Here is a 17,502-nt window from a genome sequence, read left to right on the forward strand (position 1 = left end):
TGTCGCCGAGACGCGTCAGGCGGCCGCGACCGCGGTGGCCGCGAGGCCGAGGACGGCGCAGACGCCCGTCAGCGTGCGGACGCTGTTCCAGCGGGTCCACGGCGGCTCGAACGCACGGCGCGCGGCGCTCGCCGAGGTCGGTCCGGACACGTCAGCCCGAGCGAGCGCCTCGTTCAGCGGCACGTTGCGCGCGACCGTGACGACGAAGGTGGCGACCGAGGCGGCCGCCGCCCCGACGGCCCACGCGCTCGCCGAGCTGCCGTCCACGACGTGCAGCACCGCGAGCAGCACCGCGGTGGCGGGTGCCGCGACGAACACGACGAGGAACGCCGGGCGCAGGATCGCCGCGTTGATCGCGCGGAACGCCCCGGTGAAGGCGACGTCGTCGACCCGGCGCAGCCCCGGCGACACCGCGACCACGAAGGCGAAGAAGAGGCCCGCCACGAGACCGTTCGTGAGCAGCGCGACGACGGCGACGAGGTCAGGCACGAGTCCGCTCATGGCCGGAGGCTAGCGAGCCGACGTGAACAGCCGTCGACGGCGGGTCTCGTACGCCGAGGGCGGGCCTCGTACGCCGAGGGCGGGTCCGCGGCGACCCGCCCTCGAGCGGGAAGACCCGCCCTCGGCAGCACAGGTGGATCCGAATAACCGACGCGTCAGGCGCGCCTGCTAGGGTCCCGACCGACAGCGCCTAGGGTTCCGGGATCTCGCGATCCGACTGGTCCGAGCGGCGCCACGGCCGGGCGCCACCGCCCCGCCGTCATCTGAACGGACAAAAGCCTGGAGGATCCTGCCGACGCGCCCTGCGTCGGGTCGAAGGGTCCGATCCTATGTCCGGCACAGCTCTCCTCCTCGTGCTCGCCGCGGCCGTCTGCCACGCCTCGTGGAACGTCGTCGCCCACGGGGTCAGCCGCATCGGCACGCCGTTCCTCTGGTGGGGCGCCGTCGCCAGCGCCGTGCTCTGGCTGCCCGTCGTCCCGTTCACGGGCGGGCTCGGGGGCAGCGTCGGGGGCCTCGCCCTCGGCGCGGGAGTCTCGGCGGTGCTGCACGTCGTCTACATGGTCGTGCTGCAGCGCGGCTACGCCGCCGGGTCGCTCTCCACGGTCTACGCGACCGCCCGCGGTACCGGCCCGGCCGTCAGCGCCGTGCTCGCCGTCCTCCTGCTCGGCGAGCGGCTGTCGGCGCTCGCCGCGATCGGCATCGCGGTCGTCGTCGCCGGCGTCGTCGCGACGGGCCTGGTCGACCGTCGCCCCCGGCAGGCACCCGCGCCGGTCGACGGTGCTGCCGCGATCGCTGACGACACCGCCCTTGCAGCGTCGATCGGCGGGTCCGCCGAGGCACCCGCGCCGAGCGCGGACGCGGCACCCCGCAGGAGGCGGTGGCTCGACCCCGGCATCGCCTGGGGCCTCCTGACCGGCCTGGCCATCGCCTCCTACACGATCTGGGACGCCCACGCCCTGCGCACCTGGGAGCTCTCGCCGGTGTCGTTCATGGTCGGGGTGACGGCCGTCGAGGTCCTGTTCTACACGGCGACGCTCGGCCGTCGACGCCGCGAGCTGCTCGACGTCGTCAGGGCGCACTGGCCGCGCGTGCTCGCCTTCGGGGTGCTGTCGCCGATGTCGTACATCCTCGTGCTCGTCGCGATCCAGACGACGCCGGTCGCGCTCGTCGCCCCCGCCCGCGAGACGAGCGTCGTGATGGTCGCGGTGTTCGGGGCCCTGGTGCTGCGCGAGGGGTCCGTGGCGAAGCGGCTCACGGCGTCGGTCGTCGTGCTGGGCGGCATCGCGCTGCTCGCCCTCTGAGCGGCGCCGCATCGCATCGCGGCGATCCAGGTGACGCGTCGGGGGCATCGTGCCCCGCCCGACGCCTCCGGAGCGTCATCTCGACGATCCGTCCGCGCGCAGCGGGCACCTGCGCGCCAGGTTCGGCATACAAGAGGTGAACTCTGCCTGAACTAGCCCCGAGATAGGTTCCTATGTCGGCCGACCGCGTGTCAGCATCGTGACGTCCAGCTCCCCTCCGAAAGGCCGTCATGACCCTCCGCCGCTCCCGCGCCGCGATCGCCCTCGCCGGCACCGCGCTGCTCGCCACCGCCCTCGCCGGCTGCTCGACCGCCGCCTCCTCCGCGGAGGGCACCGGGTCGCCCGACGACGCCGCCGGCTACGCGGTCGACTCGAGCACCCTCGTCTTCGGCGTCGTTCCCGACTCGGTCGACACCGAGACCAACTACCAGCCGCTGATGGACTACATCGCGCAGGAGACCGGCAAGACCGTCGAGTACCACGAGTCGACCGACTACGCTGCGCTGATCGAGGCGAGCATCGCCGGCCAGATCGACGTCGCGTCGTTCTCGGGCTTCACCTACGTGACCGCCACGAACAACGGCGCCGAGCTGACCCCGATCTCGTCGATCACCACGGCCGAGGGCCAGGAGCCCGGCTACTACTCGCAGGCCATCGTGCCGAAGGGCAGCGACATCACGTCGATCGACGACATGGCAGGCAAGAAGATCTGCTTCGTCGACCCGTCGTCGACCTCGGGCTACCTGTTCCCGAGCTACGCGCTGCTCGAGGCGGGCATCGACCCGGAGAAGGACATCACCCCCGTCTTCGCGGGCAAGCACGACGTCAGCGTGCAGAAGGTCGGCGAGGGCACCGAGTGCGACGCCGGCTTCGCGGAGGACAGCGAGGTCGAGAAGAGCGACGCCGTCGAGGTCATCGACGAGCAGATGGTGCCCGGCGCCCCGATCGTCGAGTCGGACACCCTGCCCGACGACGTCAAGCAGCAGCTGAAGGACATCCTCTCGGACGTCACCGCCGACGACATGGTCGCCGCGGGCATCGAGAGCGCCGACAGCGAGGGCTTCCGTGCCGTGTTCTTCCAGACCACGCCGGTCGACGACGCGTACTACGACCAGATCCGCGACATCTGCGAGGCGACGAACGCCACGCAGTGCCAGGCCTGACGGCCTCTGCCTGAAGGAGGCGCGGTGACGGTCCCGACCGTCGCCGCGCCTCCCGCGATCCGCACTTCCCGCACCGCACCGCGCACCTCGCATGCCGCGCCGCCCGCACCGCCCAGCCCCCTGGAGACGTCATGACCCCGCACGCCGACCCCGCCGCCCCGGCCGCTCCCTCCGCTCCCGGCTCAGCCGCCGCCCCCGCCGAGATCGTCGTCTCGCTCGAGGGCATCACCAAGCGCTTCGGCACGACGACGGCCCTGGACAGCGCGTCGCTCGACGTCCGGCGCGGCGAGGTCGTGGTGCTGCTCGGCCTCTCCGGCTCGGGCAAGTCGACGCTGCTGCGGCACGTCGACGGCCTCGAGCGGCCGACGTCGGGCACCGTGCACGTGCTCGGACGCGAGGTCACCGCGCTCTCGGGCCGCGCCCTCCGCGAGCTGCGCAGCGAGGTCGGCTTCATCTTCCAGCAGTTCGAGCTCGTGCCCTCGCTCACGGTGCTCGAGAACGTGCTCACCGGCTCGCTCGCCGCCGTGCGGGGCCCGCGTCTCGGCCTCTGGTCGTACGGACGCCCGGCCCGGGCCGAGGCGCTCGCCCGGCTCGAGCGCGTCGGCCTGCTCGAGCGCGCCTACCAGCGTGCCGACACCCTCTCGGGCGGCCAGCAGCAGCGCGTGGCCATCGCCCGGGCGCTGATGCAGCGGCCCCAGGTGCTGCTCGCCGACGAGCCCGTCGCCTCCCTCGACCCGGAGTCGAGCGACCAGGTGATGGCGCTCATCCGCGAGATCGCCGTCGACGAGGGCCTGACCGTGATCTGCAGCCTGCACCAGGTCGACCTGGCGCTCTCGTGGGCCGACCGCATCGTCGGGCTCCGGCACGGCGCGGTCGTGCTCGACACCGAGACCGAGGGGCTGTCGAAGGCCCAGGTCATGGAGATCTACGGTCGCGTCGCGACCAGCACCGGCGAGCTCGAGGCCATCGAGCTGGAGCTGGCCGGGGCTGGCAGCGCTGCAGGCACCGGCAGCGCCGCAGGCGCCGCCGCCTCCGGGGACGCCGTCCGATGACCGCCGTGACCGAGCGCCCGCGCACGACCGACTCGGTCCTCGCGCCCGTCGCCGCGCCTCCTCGTCGTCGGGTCTCGCCCGAGCGGGTCGCCGCCGGCCTCACGATCGTCGCCCTGCTGGGGCTGAGCGTCGTGGCGCTCCGCAGCGTCGAGATCGACCCGGCCCGCATGCTGCAGAGCTGGTCGAACGCGGAGCGCTTCTTCGGCAGGGTCGGGGCGATCGAGTTCCCGCCGCTCGGCGAGCTGCTGCAGCTCACGGCGCTGACGCTCGGCCTCGTGATCTGCGGCACGCTGCTCGCCGCCGTGCTGTCTGTCCCGGTCGCGGTGCTCGCCGCCTCGAACACCACGCCCGGGCCCGTCTGGCGTGCCGCCGCCCGCTTCGTGACGGTGCTCGCCCGCGCCGTGCCCGACGTCGTGCTCGCGATGGTGTTCGTGCTGCTCTTCTCGCTCGGCACGCTGCCGGGCATCCTGGCGATCGGCCTGCACTCGGTCGGCATGATCTCGAAGCTCTTCGCCGACGCGATCGAGCAGATCGACGAGGGGCCGCGCACCGCCGTCCGCGCCGCCGGCGGCACCCGCCTGCAGCAGTTCACCGCGGGGGTGCTGCCCCAGGTGCTGCCCTCGTGGGTGGCGACCGTGCTGCACCGCAACGACATCAACCTGCGCGGCAGCGTGATCCTCGGCTACGTCGGCGTGGTCGGCCTCGGCATGGAGATGTCGTTCGCCTTCAAGTCGCTCGACTACGGACTGGGGCTCGGCTACGCGCTCGTCATCTTCGTGCTCTGCGTCGTCATGGAGATCGTCTCCAGCTCGGTGCGCGCCGCCATGCTCGGCGTCGCGCCCACCGGTCGCGGCCTCGGGGACCGCGTCGTGCGACGCGCCACGAGGAGGCGCACGCCCGGGGCGTCCGCCGCGGTCGTCCCCGACGCCGCTGCGCCGGTCTCGGTCGACAGCATGCTGCGCCGCCCCTGGGACCGCACCCGCGTCCGGAACACGTCGTGGGGCGCGATCGCGGTGGCGGTCGTCGTCGCGAGCGTGCTCGTCTGCGACGTCGCCTGGTCCGACCTCGTCACCGTGTGGGGCGGCGTGCCCGCCGTCGCCGTCCAGTTCTGGCCGCCCTCCTTCGGCAGCTACGAGACGTCGACCATGGTCGCCGCGATGGGCGAGACGATCGCCATCGCGCTCGCCGCGACGCTGCTCACCCTGGTCGCCTCCGTCGTGATCGGTTCGCTCGCCGCCCGCAACGTCGCGCCGAGCCGGGGGATGCGCAGCGGCATGCGCCTGCTGCTCGTCGGGATCCGAGGCGTCCCCGAGGTGATCCTCGCCATCGTGCTGATCGTCGTCACCGGCCTCGGCACGCAGGCGGGCACCCTCGCCCTCGCGCTCGGCGGCGTCGGCCTGCTCGGCAAGCTGATCGCGGACTCGTTCGAGGAGGTGTCGGCCGGCCCCGAGCGCGCGCTCGCCGCCACCGGCGCCACCCGCCTGCAGGTCTACGCCGGCGCGACCCTGCCGCAGGGCACCCGTGCGCTCGTGGGCCACACCTTCTACATGCTCGACACGAACATCCGTGCGGCGACGCTGCTCGGCATCGTCGGGGCCGGGGGAGTCGGCTACTACCTGCTCAACGCCAGCCAGGGGTCGAACTACGGCGCCGTGACCGCGATCGTGCTGATGATCCTCGTCACCGTGCTCGCCGTCGAGGGGCTCGCGATGTGGATGCGGAAGGTGCTGCGATGAGCGCCCGGCACGACCTGCACGCCGCGCCTGGGGTACCCGCCGCGCACGCGGCGCCTGCCCACGACGTCGTCGTCGTCGGCTCGGGCATCGTCGGCCTGGGGGCGGCGCTCGCCGCCGTCGACCGCGGCCTGTCGGTGCTGGTGGTCGACCGCTCGGTCGTGATCGGCGGCTCGACGATCCGCAACTTCGGCCACCTCTGCCTGACCCCGCAGAGCGGCGAGGCCCGCCGGCACGCGCTCACGGCCCGCGGGCTGTGGCTGCGGCTCGCCCGCGACGCCGGGTTCTGGGCCTCCGAGCGCGGCACGCTCGTCGCCGCCCGGCACGCCGACGAGCTCGCGCTGCTCGACGAGCTCGCCGCCGCGCGCACCGAGCGCGTGCTCGGCGACCGGCCCGAGATCGAGCCGCTCGACGAGCGCGAGCTCCGGGCGCTCGCGCCCGTCTCGCCGGGCGTCACGCTCGGCGGCGCGCTGCTGCCGTACGACCTGCAGGTCGATCCGAGGGAGGCGGCGGACGCGATCCGCAGGCACCTCGAGTCGCGAGGGGTGCGCTTCCTGACCCGCACCTCCGTCGGGTCGGTCCGCAGCGGGCGCGTCGAGACGAGCCGCGGACCCATCGACGCCGGCACCGTGGTCGTCGCGACGAACCACGACCTCGACCAGCTGCTGCCCGACCTCGCCGAGCGCGCCGAGCTGCAGCGCTGCGGACTCGACATGCTCCGCGTGCGGGCCGACCTCGCGCGGCCGCTCGTCGCGCCGCTGCTGACCGGGTGGTCGCTGATCCGCTACAGCGCGTTCGCCGGCACGGCCGCGGCCGACCAGGTGCGGGCGAGGCTGCACGCCGACCGGCCCGACCTCGCCGCGCTCGACCTCAACCAGATGTACACGCAGCTGCCCGACGGCTCGGTCGTCGTCGGCGACAGCCACCAGAAGGGCGCGGCGATCTCGCCGTTCCAGGACGAGCGCGCCTCCGTGGCGTTCCTCGACGAGTTCCGGGCGCTGTTCGGCGCCGAGCCCGTCGTCACCGAGCGCTGGCAGGGCGTCTACGCCTCGGGCCGCGACGAGTTCGTCGTCGACGAGGTCGAGCCGGGCGTGCTCGTGACCGTCGTCGCCACGGGGATCGGCATGACCACCGGCCTCGGGCTCGCCGAGCACATCGTCGGCAACCACCTCGACGGCGGGCGCGACGCGGCGCTCTCGCCCATCGCCTCGCCTGCCGCCTCGTCCGCCCTCCCGTCCGCCGCTTCGTCCTCCGGCGACTCCGCACCTCTCCCCTCCGTCCTGACAGGAAGCCGCTCATGAGCACGACCACCACCTCCTCTCGTCCCGCTGCGCCCGCCGTCGAGCTCGTCGAGCTCGTCGTGCTCGACATGGCCGGCACGACCGTCGTCGACGACGGCATCGTCGAGCAGGCCTTCGTCCGCACCGCCGACCGGGTCGACCTCGGCCCGTCGCTGACCCGCGAGGAGGCGCTGAAGCACGTCCGCGACACGATGGGGCAGTCGAAGATCGACGTGTTCCGGCACCTGGCCGGCGGCGACGAGCAGGTCGCGCAGCGCGCCGCCGAGCAGTTCGAGGTCGCCTACGGAGAGCTCGTCGACGAGCTCGGCGTCGACCCGATCGAGGGGGCGGGCGACCTGATCGACGCGCTGCGTGCCTGCGGTGTCGCCGTCGTCCTCACGACCGGCTTCGCCCCCGCCACGCGCGACCGCCTGCTCGACGCCCTCGGCTGGCAGGTCGACGCGGCGCTGTCGCCCGTCGACGCGGGTCGTGGGCGCCCCGCGCCCGACCTCGTGCTCACGGCGCTGCTCCGCACGCGCGCGTCGTCGGTCGCCTCGGTCGTCGTCGTCGGCGACACGGCGAGCGATGTGCTCTCGGGTCGTGCCGCGGGCGCCGGCCTCGTCGTCGGCGTCACGACGGGTGCGCACACGCGCGAGCAGCTGCTCGTGGCGGGCGCCGACGTCGTGCTCGACAGCGTGCGCGAGCTGGCGGGGCTGCCGCAGCTCGCGGGCCTGCTCACGACCGCGACGGCGACGGCGACCGCGAGCCCGGTCCTGGTCTCGTGACGACCGCCTCCTCGCGCTCGGCACGCACGACGCGCCCGCCGCGCTCGGTGGCCCTGGCCGGCGAGGAGGCGCGGGCCGCGTCGACGGGAGCGCCGTCCGGACGCGTCGACCTGCGTCTCGACCCGGCGCCCACGGCGATGGTCTGGACGCAGCCCGGTCGCCCGCACGACGCGGTCGCGGTGCCGAGCGTGCACCTGGCCCCGGGGGACCTGCTCGTCGAGGTGGAGCTGGCCACGATCTGCGGCTCCGACGTGCACACGACCCGCGGCGACCGCGGGGCCCCGGCGCCGCTCGTGCTCGGCCACGAGCAGGTCGGCCGGGTCGTCGCGGTCGGCGCGGGGGCGGTGGCCGTCGACGGGACGCCCCTCGTGCCCGGGCAGCGGGTCGTCTGGTCGCTCACCGTCAGCTGCGGGCGCTGCTCGACCTGCGGGCGGGGCCTGCCCCAGAAGTGCGAGTCGGTGCTCAAGTACGGGCACGAACGGCTCATCACGGGCTGGGAGCTCAGCGGCGGCTTCGCCACGCACGTCCACGTCCGCGCCGGCACCGCAGTCGTCCCCGTCGCCGACGACCTCGACGCCGCGCTGCTCGCCCCCGTCTCGTGCGGCACGGCGACCGCGCGGGCCGCCCTCGACTCGGCGGCGCAGGTCGTCGACCTCGCCGGGGCCGTCGTGCTCGTGCTCGGAGCGGGGCTCATCGGGCTCACGGCCGCCGCGATGGCGACGGACGCCGGGGCACGCGTCGTCGTCGTCGACCCCGATGCGTCTCGTCGTGCGCTCGCCGTCCGCTTCGGGGCCGTCGCCACGGCGTCGCCCACCGTCGCGCCCGGATCGGACGACAGCGTCGAGCACGCGCTCCGCACCGCAGGAGGCGCCCCCCTCGTGGCCGTGGAGGCGTCCGGATCGCCGCACGCCGTCGCTTCCGCGCTCGCCCTGCTCGGGACAGGAGGGGTCGCCGTGCTCGTCGGCAGCGTGTTCCCCGCGCCGGCCGTGCCGCTCGACGCCGAGAGCGTGGTGCGGCGGCTCGTGACGATCCGGGGCGTGCACAACTACGCGCCGCGGCACTTGGTCGCGGCGGCCCGCTTCGTCGAGGAGCGGCACGCGGCCTGGCCGCTCGCCGAGCTCGTGGGCGAGACCGTGGCGCTGGCCGACCTCGACGCCGGCATCACGGCTGCCGCGGCGGGCGGCTCGGTGCGGGTGGGCGTTCGCCCGGCCTGACCGGGCTCTCCCGCGCGGTCGCGCCGCCGCCTCCTCGTGTTCATCGAGGGCGGGTCTTCCGGGCCGAGGGCGGGTCCGCAGCGACCCGCCCTCGAGCCAGAAGACCCGCCCTCGGCAGGTGCGCAGCCTAGAGGAGGCGGCGCACGCCTCCTCGGGTCACGCGCCGGTCGAGCAGGTGCTCAGGCGCCGATCGCGCGGATGAAGTGGCCGCCCTCGCGGGCCCGGCCCGACGCCGCGACCGTGAAGCGGACGATGTCGCTGCGGTAGCGGTCGTCGGAGGCCTCGAAGGTGCGGCCGTCGCGGCCTCGGGTCACGCGGTGCAGCCGCAGGATCGGCGTCCCGAGGTCGACGCCCAGCAGCTCGGCGTCGAGCTCGTCGGCCGCCACCGCGTCGATCTCGTGGTCGATGTCGTCGTAGCCGAACCCCCGCGAGTCGAGGTACTCGGTGATCGAGACCGTGTCGAGGTCGACGTCGAAGAGCACCCGGCCGACCTCCTCGATGAAGGTGAGGCGCTCGAGCATGGTGGGGCGCCCGTCGACGAACCGCAGGCGCACGACGTCGACGACGAGGTCTCCGGGCTCGATGCCCAGCGCCCTCGCCTTCTCGTCGTCCGCTCGCCGCAGCGACACCTCCTGGGTGCGGGCGCCCGGCTCGCCGCCCACGTCGCGCACCCACTTCGTGAACGGGATCGACACGTCGACGGGGTGGTGCGCCTTGCGGGCGACGACGCGGGCGGGCCGGCCGCGCCGGGTCTCGACGAGGCCCTCGCTGCGCAGTGCCGCGAGGGCGTTGCGGATGGGACCGCGGGAGGTGCGCCACTGCTCCGCGAGCTCGCCCTCGCTGGGCACGTCGTCGCCGACCGCGAGGTCGCCGCTGAGGATGCGGCGACGCAGGTCGTCGGCGATCTGGTCGTACAGGGAGCTGGCCACGCTCGGAGCCTACCGATCGCGCCCGTCGTGCCCCGGCCCGCTCGGCCCTCGGATGCTCGCCCTCCGCGGCGCGGGCGCGCCGCCGCCGCCTCACCCGCGCGGCGAGAGCTCGCCGTCGGGCCCGATCAGCGGCGCCGTCGTCGGCAGGTCGCGCTCGCCGAACTCGCGCACGAGGGCGGCTGCCTTCCCCGCGGGGTCGGGCACGGGCCGGCCGTCCGCGAAGTCGAACCGTGCCGACCTCAGCTGCCCCCGCACGAACGACCCGTCCGCGTCGAGCACGACGTCCAGGTACACGCCGTGCCGCGTCGCCTCCTCTGCCCCGAAGACGCCCCCGCCGCCGAAGTTCCCGAGGCTGTAGGCGATGAGCTTCCCGTCGCGGAACTCGGCCCCCCGCAGCGAGTGCGGCCCGTGCCCGACCACGAGGTCCGCGCCGGCGTCGACGGCGGCGTGCGCGAAGGCCACGGGGTCGCCGCGGTCCTCGCCGAACATCTGCTCGGGGCCGGGACGGACGACGTTCGCGTCCGGCCCCTCGGCGCCCATGTGGGCGTGGACCACCACGACGTCGGCGGCCCTCTGCGCCGCGGACACGAGCTTCCGCACGTGCCTGAGGTCGGTGACCCGGTTCGTGCCCGCGTAGGGGGCGAAGCCGACGACGGCGACGACCGTGCTGCCGATCCGGGTGCAGACGATCTCGTCGCGCTCGCCGACGGCGGCGATGCCCTGGCCGGCCAGGGCCTCCCTCGTCTCGCGGTACCCGACCGGGCCGAAGTCGCCGGTGTGGTTGTTCGCCATGTTCATCAGGTCGAAGCCGGCGAGGTGCGCCGCCGTCCCCGGGTCGCTGCGGAACGCCAGGCAGTCGCTGCCGGCGGCGCACTTGTCGAACCCGGTGTCGTCGGCGACGACCTGCTCGAGGTTGCCCGTGACGAGGTCCTCGGTGAACCAGGGGCGCACCTCGTCGAAATGGCTCGCGCCTCCGTCGGCCGGCACGCGGTGCCCGACGTCGTGCATCAGGACGTCGCCGACGACACCGATGCTGACCTGCCCGTCGACGGCGGCCGGCCGCGCGGGCAGGTCGACCGTGCAGCCGGCGAGCTGCTGGGCACGGATGCCGGCGACACCGCCGAGCACGAGCAGCAGCACGGCCGCGCCGGCGCGCCAGGGCGCCCGGCCCGACCGTCGCGGCGTCCGATCCGAGCGACCCGCTGGCGGGTGCGGCCGGTCGACCTCGACCGCCCGGGACGTGCGCCGCCCCGGCAGGTCCCAGAGCCAGCCCAGACCGTCGCGGGCCGCGAGCCGGCCGATCACGAGGCAGATCCCGACGAGCGCCGCCGTCAGCGCCACGGGCAGCGCGGTGGCGGCGACCAGCTTCGCGCCCACCCGCGCCCCCGAGAGCGGCTCGGCGAGCAGGTGGTCGGCGAGGGCGAGGAGGGGCATGTGCAGCAGGTAGATCGGCAGGCTCCGCCGTCCGAGCCGCACCAGCACGGGGCCGACGCCCCGGAGCCGCGCCAGCCACGGCGACGCCGCGAGGACCGCGCTCGACCCCAGCAGCGACAGGGCCAGCCAGGCACCCGGCACCGTCGCGGAGCCGGTGACGCGCACGGCCGCGAACGCCGCGGCGTACACGGCCACCAGCCCGAGGACGACCCGGAGGCGCGCGCCGGGCACGACCCGGCGGAGCCACGGCGCGAGGGAGGCGCCGAGCACGAAGAAGACGAGGTCGCCGAGCAGCTGCCCCCGGTTCGACACCACCTCGACGAGCCCGGACGAGACGACGACGGACAGCGCGGCGGCGGCCGCGACGACGACGACCGGCGGAACCCGGCGCAGCGCCTTCGCCACGACGAAGTAGAGCACGAGGGCGTGGAGGTACCAGGTGCTCATCGGGCTGATCGTGACGGCCTCGACGAACTCGGCCACGCTGCGGGGCACGAAGGTCGGGAACTCGGGGAACGCCCAGAGGGCGGCCGTGTGGATCAGCGACCACAGCAGGTACAGCCAGGCGAAGCGCATCACCCGCGGCCGGAGGACCGCCGACCACGGCCGGGCCAGCGCACCCGCGGCGAAGACGCCCGAGACCAGCACGAACGCCGGCATGAGGAACGGCCAGACGGCGTCGACGGCGAGGCCCCAGGCGCCGGGCACCGGCAGGCCGAGCTGCCAGTCGACCTGCAACGTGCTCTTCAGGACGACGTGCCAGAGCACCACCAACACGATGAGCAGCCCCTTGAGCGCGTCGGCCCAGCCCTCGCGCGACGCGGGCGACGAGGCCGACGCCGGGGCGCTCGCGGCCGCGACGCTCACGCGCGACCGCCGGCCAGCGCGGCGTCGACGAGCGCCCCGACGAGCTCGACGTAGCCGAGGCCGACGGCCTCGAACATCCGGGGGACCTGCGACCGCTCCGTGAACCCCGGCGACGTGTTCACCTCGTTGAGCACGACGCCGGCGTCCGTGACGAAGAAGTCGAAGCGGGCGACGCCGTCGCAGCCGAGCGCGTCGTAGAGCAGGCGGGCCGCCCGCTCGACCGCGGTGTGCTCGGAGAGCGTGAGGCGGGCCGGCAGCGTGAACTCCGCGCTCCCGTCGTACTTGCTGTCGCGGTCGAAGACCCCGCGCGGGTCGACGCCGATCTCGAGGGTCGACCCAGCGCGCAGCACGCCTCCCGCGTCGCGGAACAGGGCGATGTCGACCTCGCTGCCCTCGACGAACGACTCGACGAGCACCAGCTCGCCGGCGGTCCGGGCGTGGGCCACCGCAGCGGGCAGCTCGGCGAGGTCGGCGACGACCGACACCCCGTCGCTCGACCCGGCTGACGTCGGCTTGACCACGAGGGGCGGCGCGAGCGTGATGCCGTGCGGCCCGTGGCCGCCGCCGCGGCAGACGCCGTCGCCGGCCCGCACGAGCACGCCCGGTGCGGTGGCCACGCCGACCGCCTCGGCGACGAGCTTCGTGGCCCACTTGTCGGCGGCGAGGGCGCCTGCCCGCACCGGCGAGCCGACGAAGGGCACCCCGGTCATCACGAGCAGCCCCGCCACGGCGCCGTCCTCGCCGTCGACGCCGTGCAGCACCGGGAAGGCGACGGCGCAGTCCGTCAGCACGGCCACGGCCTGCGCGGGCGTGAGGGCGCCCTCGCCCTCGAGGTGCCAGCCGCCCTCGCGGTCGACGGTGAGCGCGACGGCATCGGCGCCGAGCTCGCGCACCGCCCGCGTGACCGCCGCCGCCGAGGCGAGCGACACCTCGTGCTCGCCGTTCGCCCCGCCTCCGATCACGGCCACGCGCCGGCTCTCCCGGTCGGTCGTCACGGCGTTCTGTCCTGTCATGCGAGGGTTCCTGCTTCGTCGGAGGGGAGGGGGATCGAGGAGGCGCGGGGCGCGGAGGAAGGGCGGGGCGCGGAGGAGGCGCCGGGCGCGGAGGCAGCGGTCGTGCGGTGCACCCGCGCGACACGGCTGCCGATCCGCGTGACGATCTCGTGCGGCACGGTGTCGGCCCAGCGGGCCCAGTCGGCCACCGTGGGCTCGCCGTCCTCTCCCGGGCCGAACAGGACGGCGGACTCGCCCGGCCGAACGAGGTCGTCCCCCGTGTCGACGACGACCATGTCCATCGAGAAGAGGCCGACCACGCGTCGTCGGCGGCCGTGGACCAGGACCTCGGCGCGGTGCGAGGCCGCCCGGGGCAGGCCGTCGCCGTAGCCGATCGGGAGCAGGGCGAGGTTCGTGCGTCGCGGCAGCACGTGCGCCAGGCCGTACCCGACGCCGGTCCCCGCCTCGGCCTCGCGGGACGACACCACGTGCGACGTGAGCGTCAGGGCCGGACGTAGGGCCGAGGAGGTGCCCGACGGGTCGATCCCGAAGAGCCCCGCCCCGATCCGGTGCAGGTCGAAGCCGGCTCCCGCACCCGTCACGGTGGCCGCCGTCGCCGCGAGGTGGGCGACCGCGGGGGCCAGCCCGCGCCTCCTCGCCGTCCGCAGAGCCGCATCGAAGACGAAGCGCTCCCGCTCGTTCTGCTCGTCGCCCGGGCGGTCGGCGCACGACATGTGCCCCATCACCCCGACGACGCGCACCTGGCCGGTCGCGCGCAGCTCCCGGGCGAGGTCGCACAGGGCGCGCCACGCTGTCGGGGGGCAGCCGTCCCGCGCCATGCCGACGTCGACGTGCAGGTGCAGGCGGGCCGGCCGCCCGGCGGAGCGGGCCGCGCGGGCGACCGTGTGCAGCAGCTCGGGCCCGGGGACGGCCAGGTCGACGTCGGCGCGGATCGCGGCCTCGAAGTCGGCGTCCGGCGGATTGAGCCAGCTGAGGACGGGCACGCGCACGCCCTCGGCGCGCAGGGCCAGCGCCTCCTCGACCGACGTCACGCCGACGGACCGCGCGCCGCTCTCGACCACCGACGCCGCCACCGAGCCGTGGCCGAAGCCGTCGGCCTTGAGCACGGCCATCAGCCGGCCGCCGGTCAGCGCGGCGAAGTGCGCCGTGTTGGCCCGGACGGCGTCGTCGTGCACGCGCAGGGAGGAGGGCACGCGCAGGGCGGACGCCGCGCTCACGCGCGCATCCTCGGGTCCTCGGTCGGGTCGCGGTACATCGGCGGGCAGCCGTTCCGCGAGGCGCCGTCCCGCAGCTCGTAGTGCCAAGTCTCGTTCTCGTAGACCTGGCAGAGGTCGTAGGAGGCGCCGTTCCGGGAGAACCAGTCGGTCGCGTCCCACGAGCCGATGTCGACGGCGTCGCCGCTCACGTGCGCGGAGGTGGCCGGCGTGGCCACCCAGCGCGCCGCCTCCCGGGCCGACCCGTACTGCGCGACCGCGTCCCGCAGCAGCTGTTCCTGGTGGGCCGCGGAGCGCCAGCCGCTGTTGACGACGACGTCCACGCCGTCGGAGGAGGCGTCGGTCGCGGCGCGCTGCAGGGCGTCGAGGAGGCGCGGGTCGAGCCCCGCGAGCCCCGGCACGTCGACGTCGAAGGCCGAGGTGCCGTCGGGGACGACCCCGCCCGCCACCCCGGTCGCGTCCTGGTCGCGGGACGGATCGCCGTCGCCGGCGAGGACCGCGCCGTCGACCGGCCCGGCGGCGCCGCTGTCGCCCGCACGGCCGCCGATGCTGCCGCCGCCGACCGGGGTGCCACCGGAGAACGCGACGCCCGCCCAGGCGGCGGCCACGAGCGCGGCCACGAGGAGCACGGCAGCGGCCACCATCAGCGTGAGGTCGCGGGCGCCGAGCCGCCGACGGCCGGGAGCGGATGCGTCGGCGGGAGCAGGTGCCTCGGCGGGAGCCGCGAGGGGCGCACGGGGCGCCGGGATCGGGAGCGGGGCGGTGTCGGACATGGTCCCAGTGCACGGCAGGGGCCGTTGCCGTGACGTTGAGCATTTCTGATACGCGGCGGATACCTCCCGGCTCGTACCATCGAGCGCATGCGCGTGTTGATCCTCGAGGACGAGCCCCTGATGGCCCAGGCGATCCACGACGGCCTGCGGCTGGAGGCGATCGCCTCCGACGTGGCCGGCGACGGCGACACGGCACTCGAGCTGCTCGACCTCAACAGCTACGACGTCGCCGTGCTCGACCGCGACGTGCCCGGCCCCTCGGGCGACGAGGTCGCGGAGCGCATCGTCGCCTCGGGCAGCGGCGTCCGCGTGCTCATGCTCACGGCGGCGGACCGCCTCGACGACAAGTCGGCCGGCTTCGAGGCCGGCGCCGACGACTACCTCACGAAGCCGTTCGACCTGCGCGAGCTCGTGCTCCGGCTGAGGGCGCTCGACCGGAGGCGCACCCACCACCGCCCGCCGGTCACCGAGCTCGCCGGGCTGCGGATCGACCCGTTCCGTCGCGAGGTGCACCGCGACGGGCGACACGTCGCCCTCACCCGCAAGCAGTTCGCCGTGCTCGAGGTGCTCGTCGGGGCGGGCGGCGGGGTGGTCAGCGCCGAGCAGCTGCTCGAGCGGGCCTGGGACGAGAACGCGGACCCCTTCACGAACGCCGTCCGGATCACGATGTCGGCCCTGCGCAAGCGCCTGGGCGAGCCGTGGGTGATCGCGACGGTGCCGGGCGTCGGGTACCGGATCGACACCGGGTCCGCTCCGGCCGGTGACCGTGCGGAGGCCCCCGACCGTGCCTAGGCCCCCCGTGGCGCCGAGGCCCCGCGGCGTCAGCGTCCGCGTGCGCCTCGCGCTCAGCTACGCGGGCGTCGTGGTCGTCACGGGCCTGCTCCTGCTCGCGGTCGTCTGGCTGTTCCTGCTGCGCTACGTGCCCCGGCGAGTCGACTCCACGGGCAGTTTCGTGCCCGGGCGCGGCGACCTCGTCGACGCGTTCCTGCCCCGCGCCGGCCTCGCCCTCGCGGTCCTCCTCGTGCTCGGCCTGGTCGGCGGCTGGCTGCTCGCGGGTCAGGTACTGGCCCCGCTCGAGCGGCTGGCCGAGGCCGCCCGCCGTGTCGAGGCCGGGTCCCTCTCGCACCGCGTCGACCTCCCCGGTCGCTCCGACGAGTTCCGCGACCTGGCCGACGCCTTCGACGCGATGCTCGAGACGGTGGAGGCGCAGGTCGAGACCCAGCAGCGGTTCGCGGCCAACGCCTCCCACGAGCTGAGGACGCCGCTCGCCGTGACCCGGGCGCTGCTCGACGTCGCGCGGGAGGACCCGTCCCGTGATGCCGCCCTGCTCGTCGAGCGCCTCAGCGCGGTCAACACGCGGGCCGTCGACCTGACCGAGGCCCTGCTGCTGCTGAGCCGGGCCGACCAGCTCCCCGCCGTGCGCGAGGTCGTCGACCTCTCCCTGCTGGCCGAGGAGGCGGTCGAGACGCTGCTGCCGCTGGCCGAGCCGAGGGGGGTCGCCCTCGACGCCTCGGGCGAGGCCGCGTCGACCTCGGGCTCGCCGGCGCTGCTGCTGCAGGTGGTGACGAACCTCGTGCACAACGGGATCGTCCACAACGTCGACGGCTCCGGCGACCGCACCCGGCTCGGCGAGGGCCGCACGGGCGAGCCGGCCGTGGTGCACGTGCGGACCCGGGTCGACGGCGACCACGTCGAGCTCGTCGTGGACAACACCGGCGAGGAGGTGCCCCGCGACCTCGTGCCGACGCTCACGCGGCCGTTCCAGCGCGGGGCCGCCCGCCTGCACGACGGGGACGGCGGCACGGGCCTCGGCCTCGCGATCGTGGACGCGGTCGTGCGGGCGCACGGCGGACGGCTCGACCTCGCGCCCCGGCCCGGCGGCGGTCTCGTCGTCCGGGTGCAGCTCGCACGCGCCTTCGTCGCCGACAGCTCTTGACTGCCGTGTGATACGTCAGTATCGTCGGCGTGCGGCATCTCGTTAGGCGAGGCGTCTGCGCGAACACAGGCCACTGATCCGACGACGTCGAGAGACGCCCAGGGTCAGGACAGATCTCTCCGGCTCAAGGGGTGATCCGAAGTGGCTTCCCGTCGACCGTCGGTCGTCGGGATCACGTCGTGTAGTGCTGAAGCTCTCACATGGGGCTGCCGGCCGGCTCGTTCCGGTGCGCTGACGCGCGTCGTCGTCATGCGCCACGGTCGGCCCGTCGGGGCCCGGACAGGTGGAGGTGATGCTGCATGGGCAG

General features: G+C 74.9%; 15 protein-coding genes and 1 riboswitch. Of the genes, 9 read left to right on the top strand and 6 right to left on the bottom strand.

The genetic code is table 11. The annotated features are described in order from the left end of the window. Nucleotides 1-15 precede the first annotated feature (15 nt). Nucleotides 16-501 (bottom strand): anthrone oxygenase family protein, encoded by a 486-nt coding sequence (locus EDF20_RS14505; protein ID WP_133739158.1) that lies wholly within the window; start codon nt 499-501, stop codon nt 16-18. A gap of 329 nt (nt 502-830) precedes the next feature. Between EDF20_RS14505 and EDF20_RS14510 the strand changes: the two genes are divergently transcribed. From EDF20_RS14510 to EDF20_RS14540, 7 genes are all read left to right on the top strand, one after another. After that, nucleotides 831-1,802: an EamA family transporter gene (locus tag EDF20_RS14510; protein ID WP_133739159.1), complete on the top strand. Its 972-nt coding sequence runs from the start codon at nt 831-833 to the stop codon at nt 1,800-1,802. Nucleotides 1,803-2,032: 230 nt separating this feature from the next. Further along, nucleotides 2,033-2,965 (top strand): phosphate/phosphite/phosphonate ABC transporter substrate-binding protein, encoded by a 933-nt coding sequence (locus tag EDF20_RS14515; RefSeq protein WP_133739160.1) that lies wholly within the window; start codon nt 2,033-2,035, stop codon nt 2,963-2,965. A gap of 131 nt (nt 2,966-3,096) precedes the next feature. Next, nucleotides 3,097-4,017, top strand: a complete 921-nt coding sequence (phnC, locus tag EDF20_RS14520) for a phosphonate ABC transporter ATP-binding protein (protein WP_133739161.1) — start codon at nt 3,097-3,099, stop codon at nt 4,015-4,017. A 5-nt stretch (nt 4,018-4,022) separates the two neighbouring features. After that, nucleotides 4,023-5,753, top strand: a complete 1,731-nt coding sequence (locus tag EDF20_RS14525) for an ABC transporter permease subunit (protein WP_243833509.1) — start codon at nt 4,023-4,025, stop codon at nt 5,751-5,753. Continuing rightward, on the top strand, nt 5,750-7,051 hold the full coding sequence (locus tag EDF20_RS14530) for a TIGR03364 family FAD-dependent oxidoreductase (RefSeq protein ID WP_133739163.1): 1,302 nt from the start codon (nt 5,750-5,752) through the stop codon (nt 7,049-7,051). The genes EDF20_RS14525 and EDF20_RS14530 overlap by 4 nt, the downstream gene beginning before the upstream one ends. Beyond that, a complete protein-coding gene (locus EDF20_RS14535) occupies nt 7,048-7,815 on the top strand; it encodes an HAD family hydrolase (protein WP_133739164.1) in 768 nt (255 codons plus the stop codon). The genes EDF20_RS14530 and EDF20_RS14535 overlap by 4 nt, the downstream gene beginning before the upstream one ends. Continuing rightward, nucleotides 7,812-9,029, top strand: a complete 1,218-nt coding sequence (locus EDF20_RS14540) for an alcohol dehydrogenase catalytic domain-containing protein (RefSeq protein WP_243833510.1) — start codon at nt 7,812-7,814, stop codon at nt 9,027-9,029. Before EDF20_RS14535 ends, EDF20_RS14540 begins: the two co-directional genes overlap by 4 nt. Nucleotides 9,030-9,208: 179 nt before the next feature. Here the strand turns inward: EDF20_RS14540 and EDF20_RS14545 are convergent, their stop codons facing one another. The 5 genes from EDF20_RS14545 to EDF20_RS14565 all read right to left on the bottom strand — a co-directional run bounded on the left by EDF20_RS14545 (nt 9,209) and on the right by EDF20_RS14565 (nt 15,259). Then, nucleotides 9,209-9,958: a GntR family transcriptional regulator gene (locus EDF20_RS14545; protein WP_243833511.1), complete on the bottom strand. Its 750-nt coding sequence runs from the start codon at nt 9,956-9,958 to the stop codon at nt 9,209-9,211. A gap of 90 nt (nt 9,959-10,048) precedes the next feature. Next, nucleotides 10,049-12,259 (bottom strand): CapA family protein, encoded by a 2,211-nt coding sequence (locus tag EDF20_RS14550; protein WP_133739165.1) that lies wholly within the window; start codon nt 12,257-12,259, stop codon nt 10,049-10,051. Beyond that, complete coding sequence (locus EDF20_RS14555; protein ID WP_133739166.1) at nt 12,256-13,272, bottom strand: ATP-grasp domain-containing protein; 1,017 nt, start codon at nt 13,270-13,272, stop codon at nt 12,256-12,258. The genes EDF20_RS14550 and EDF20_RS14555 overlap by 4 nt, the downstream gene beginning before the upstream one ends. After that, nucleotides 13,269-14,489, bottom strand: coding sequence for an alanine racemase (alr, locus tag EDF20_RS14560; RefSeq protein ID WP_243833512.1), 1,221 nt, complete (start codon nt 14,487-14,489; stop codon nt 13,269-13,271). Before alr ends, EDF20_RS14555 begins: the two co-directional genes overlap by 4 nt. After that, nucleotides 14,486-15,259: a M15 family metallopeptidase gene (locus EDF20_RS14565; RefSeq protein WP_243833513.1), complete on the bottom strand. Its 774-nt coding sequence runs from the start codon at nt 15,257-15,259 to the stop codon at nt 14,486-14,488. The genes alr and EDF20_RS14565 overlap by 4 nt, the downstream gene beginning before the upstream one ends. An 87-nt stretch (nt 15,260-15,346) precedes the next feature. Here EDF20_RS14565 and EDF20_RS14570 point away from each other — a divergent pair, with 87 nt between their 5' ends. Both EDF20_RS14570 and EDF20_RS14575 read left to right on the top strand, forming a co-directional pair. Continuing rightward, nucleotides 15,347-16,051, top strand: coding sequence for a response regulator transcription factor (locus tag EDF20_RS14570; RefSeq protein ID WP_133739167.1), 705 nt, complete (start codon nt 15,347-15,349; stop codon nt 16,049-16,051). Between the two features lie 7 nt (nt 16,052-16,058). Continuing rightward, nucleotides 16,059-17,195 carry a HAMP domain-containing sensor histidine kinase gene (locus tag EDF20_RS14575; RefSeq protein WP_133739168.1) on the top strand — a complete coding sequence of 379 codons (1,137 nt, stop codon included), beginning with the start codon at nt 16,059-16,061 and terminating at the stop codon, nt 17,193-17,195. A gap of 31 nt (nt 17,196-17,226) precedes the next feature. After that, nucleotides 17,227-17,408: riboswitch (M-box (ykoK) riboswitch) on the top strand. Nucleotides 17,409-17,502: the final 94 nt, after the last annotated feature.

It is taken from the genome of Frigoribacterium sp. PhB116 (genome assembly GCF_004364285.1).
In the GTDB taxonomy this organism is placed as follows: Bacteria; Actinomycetota; Actinomycetes; order Actinomycetales; family Microbacteriaceae; genus Frigoribacterium.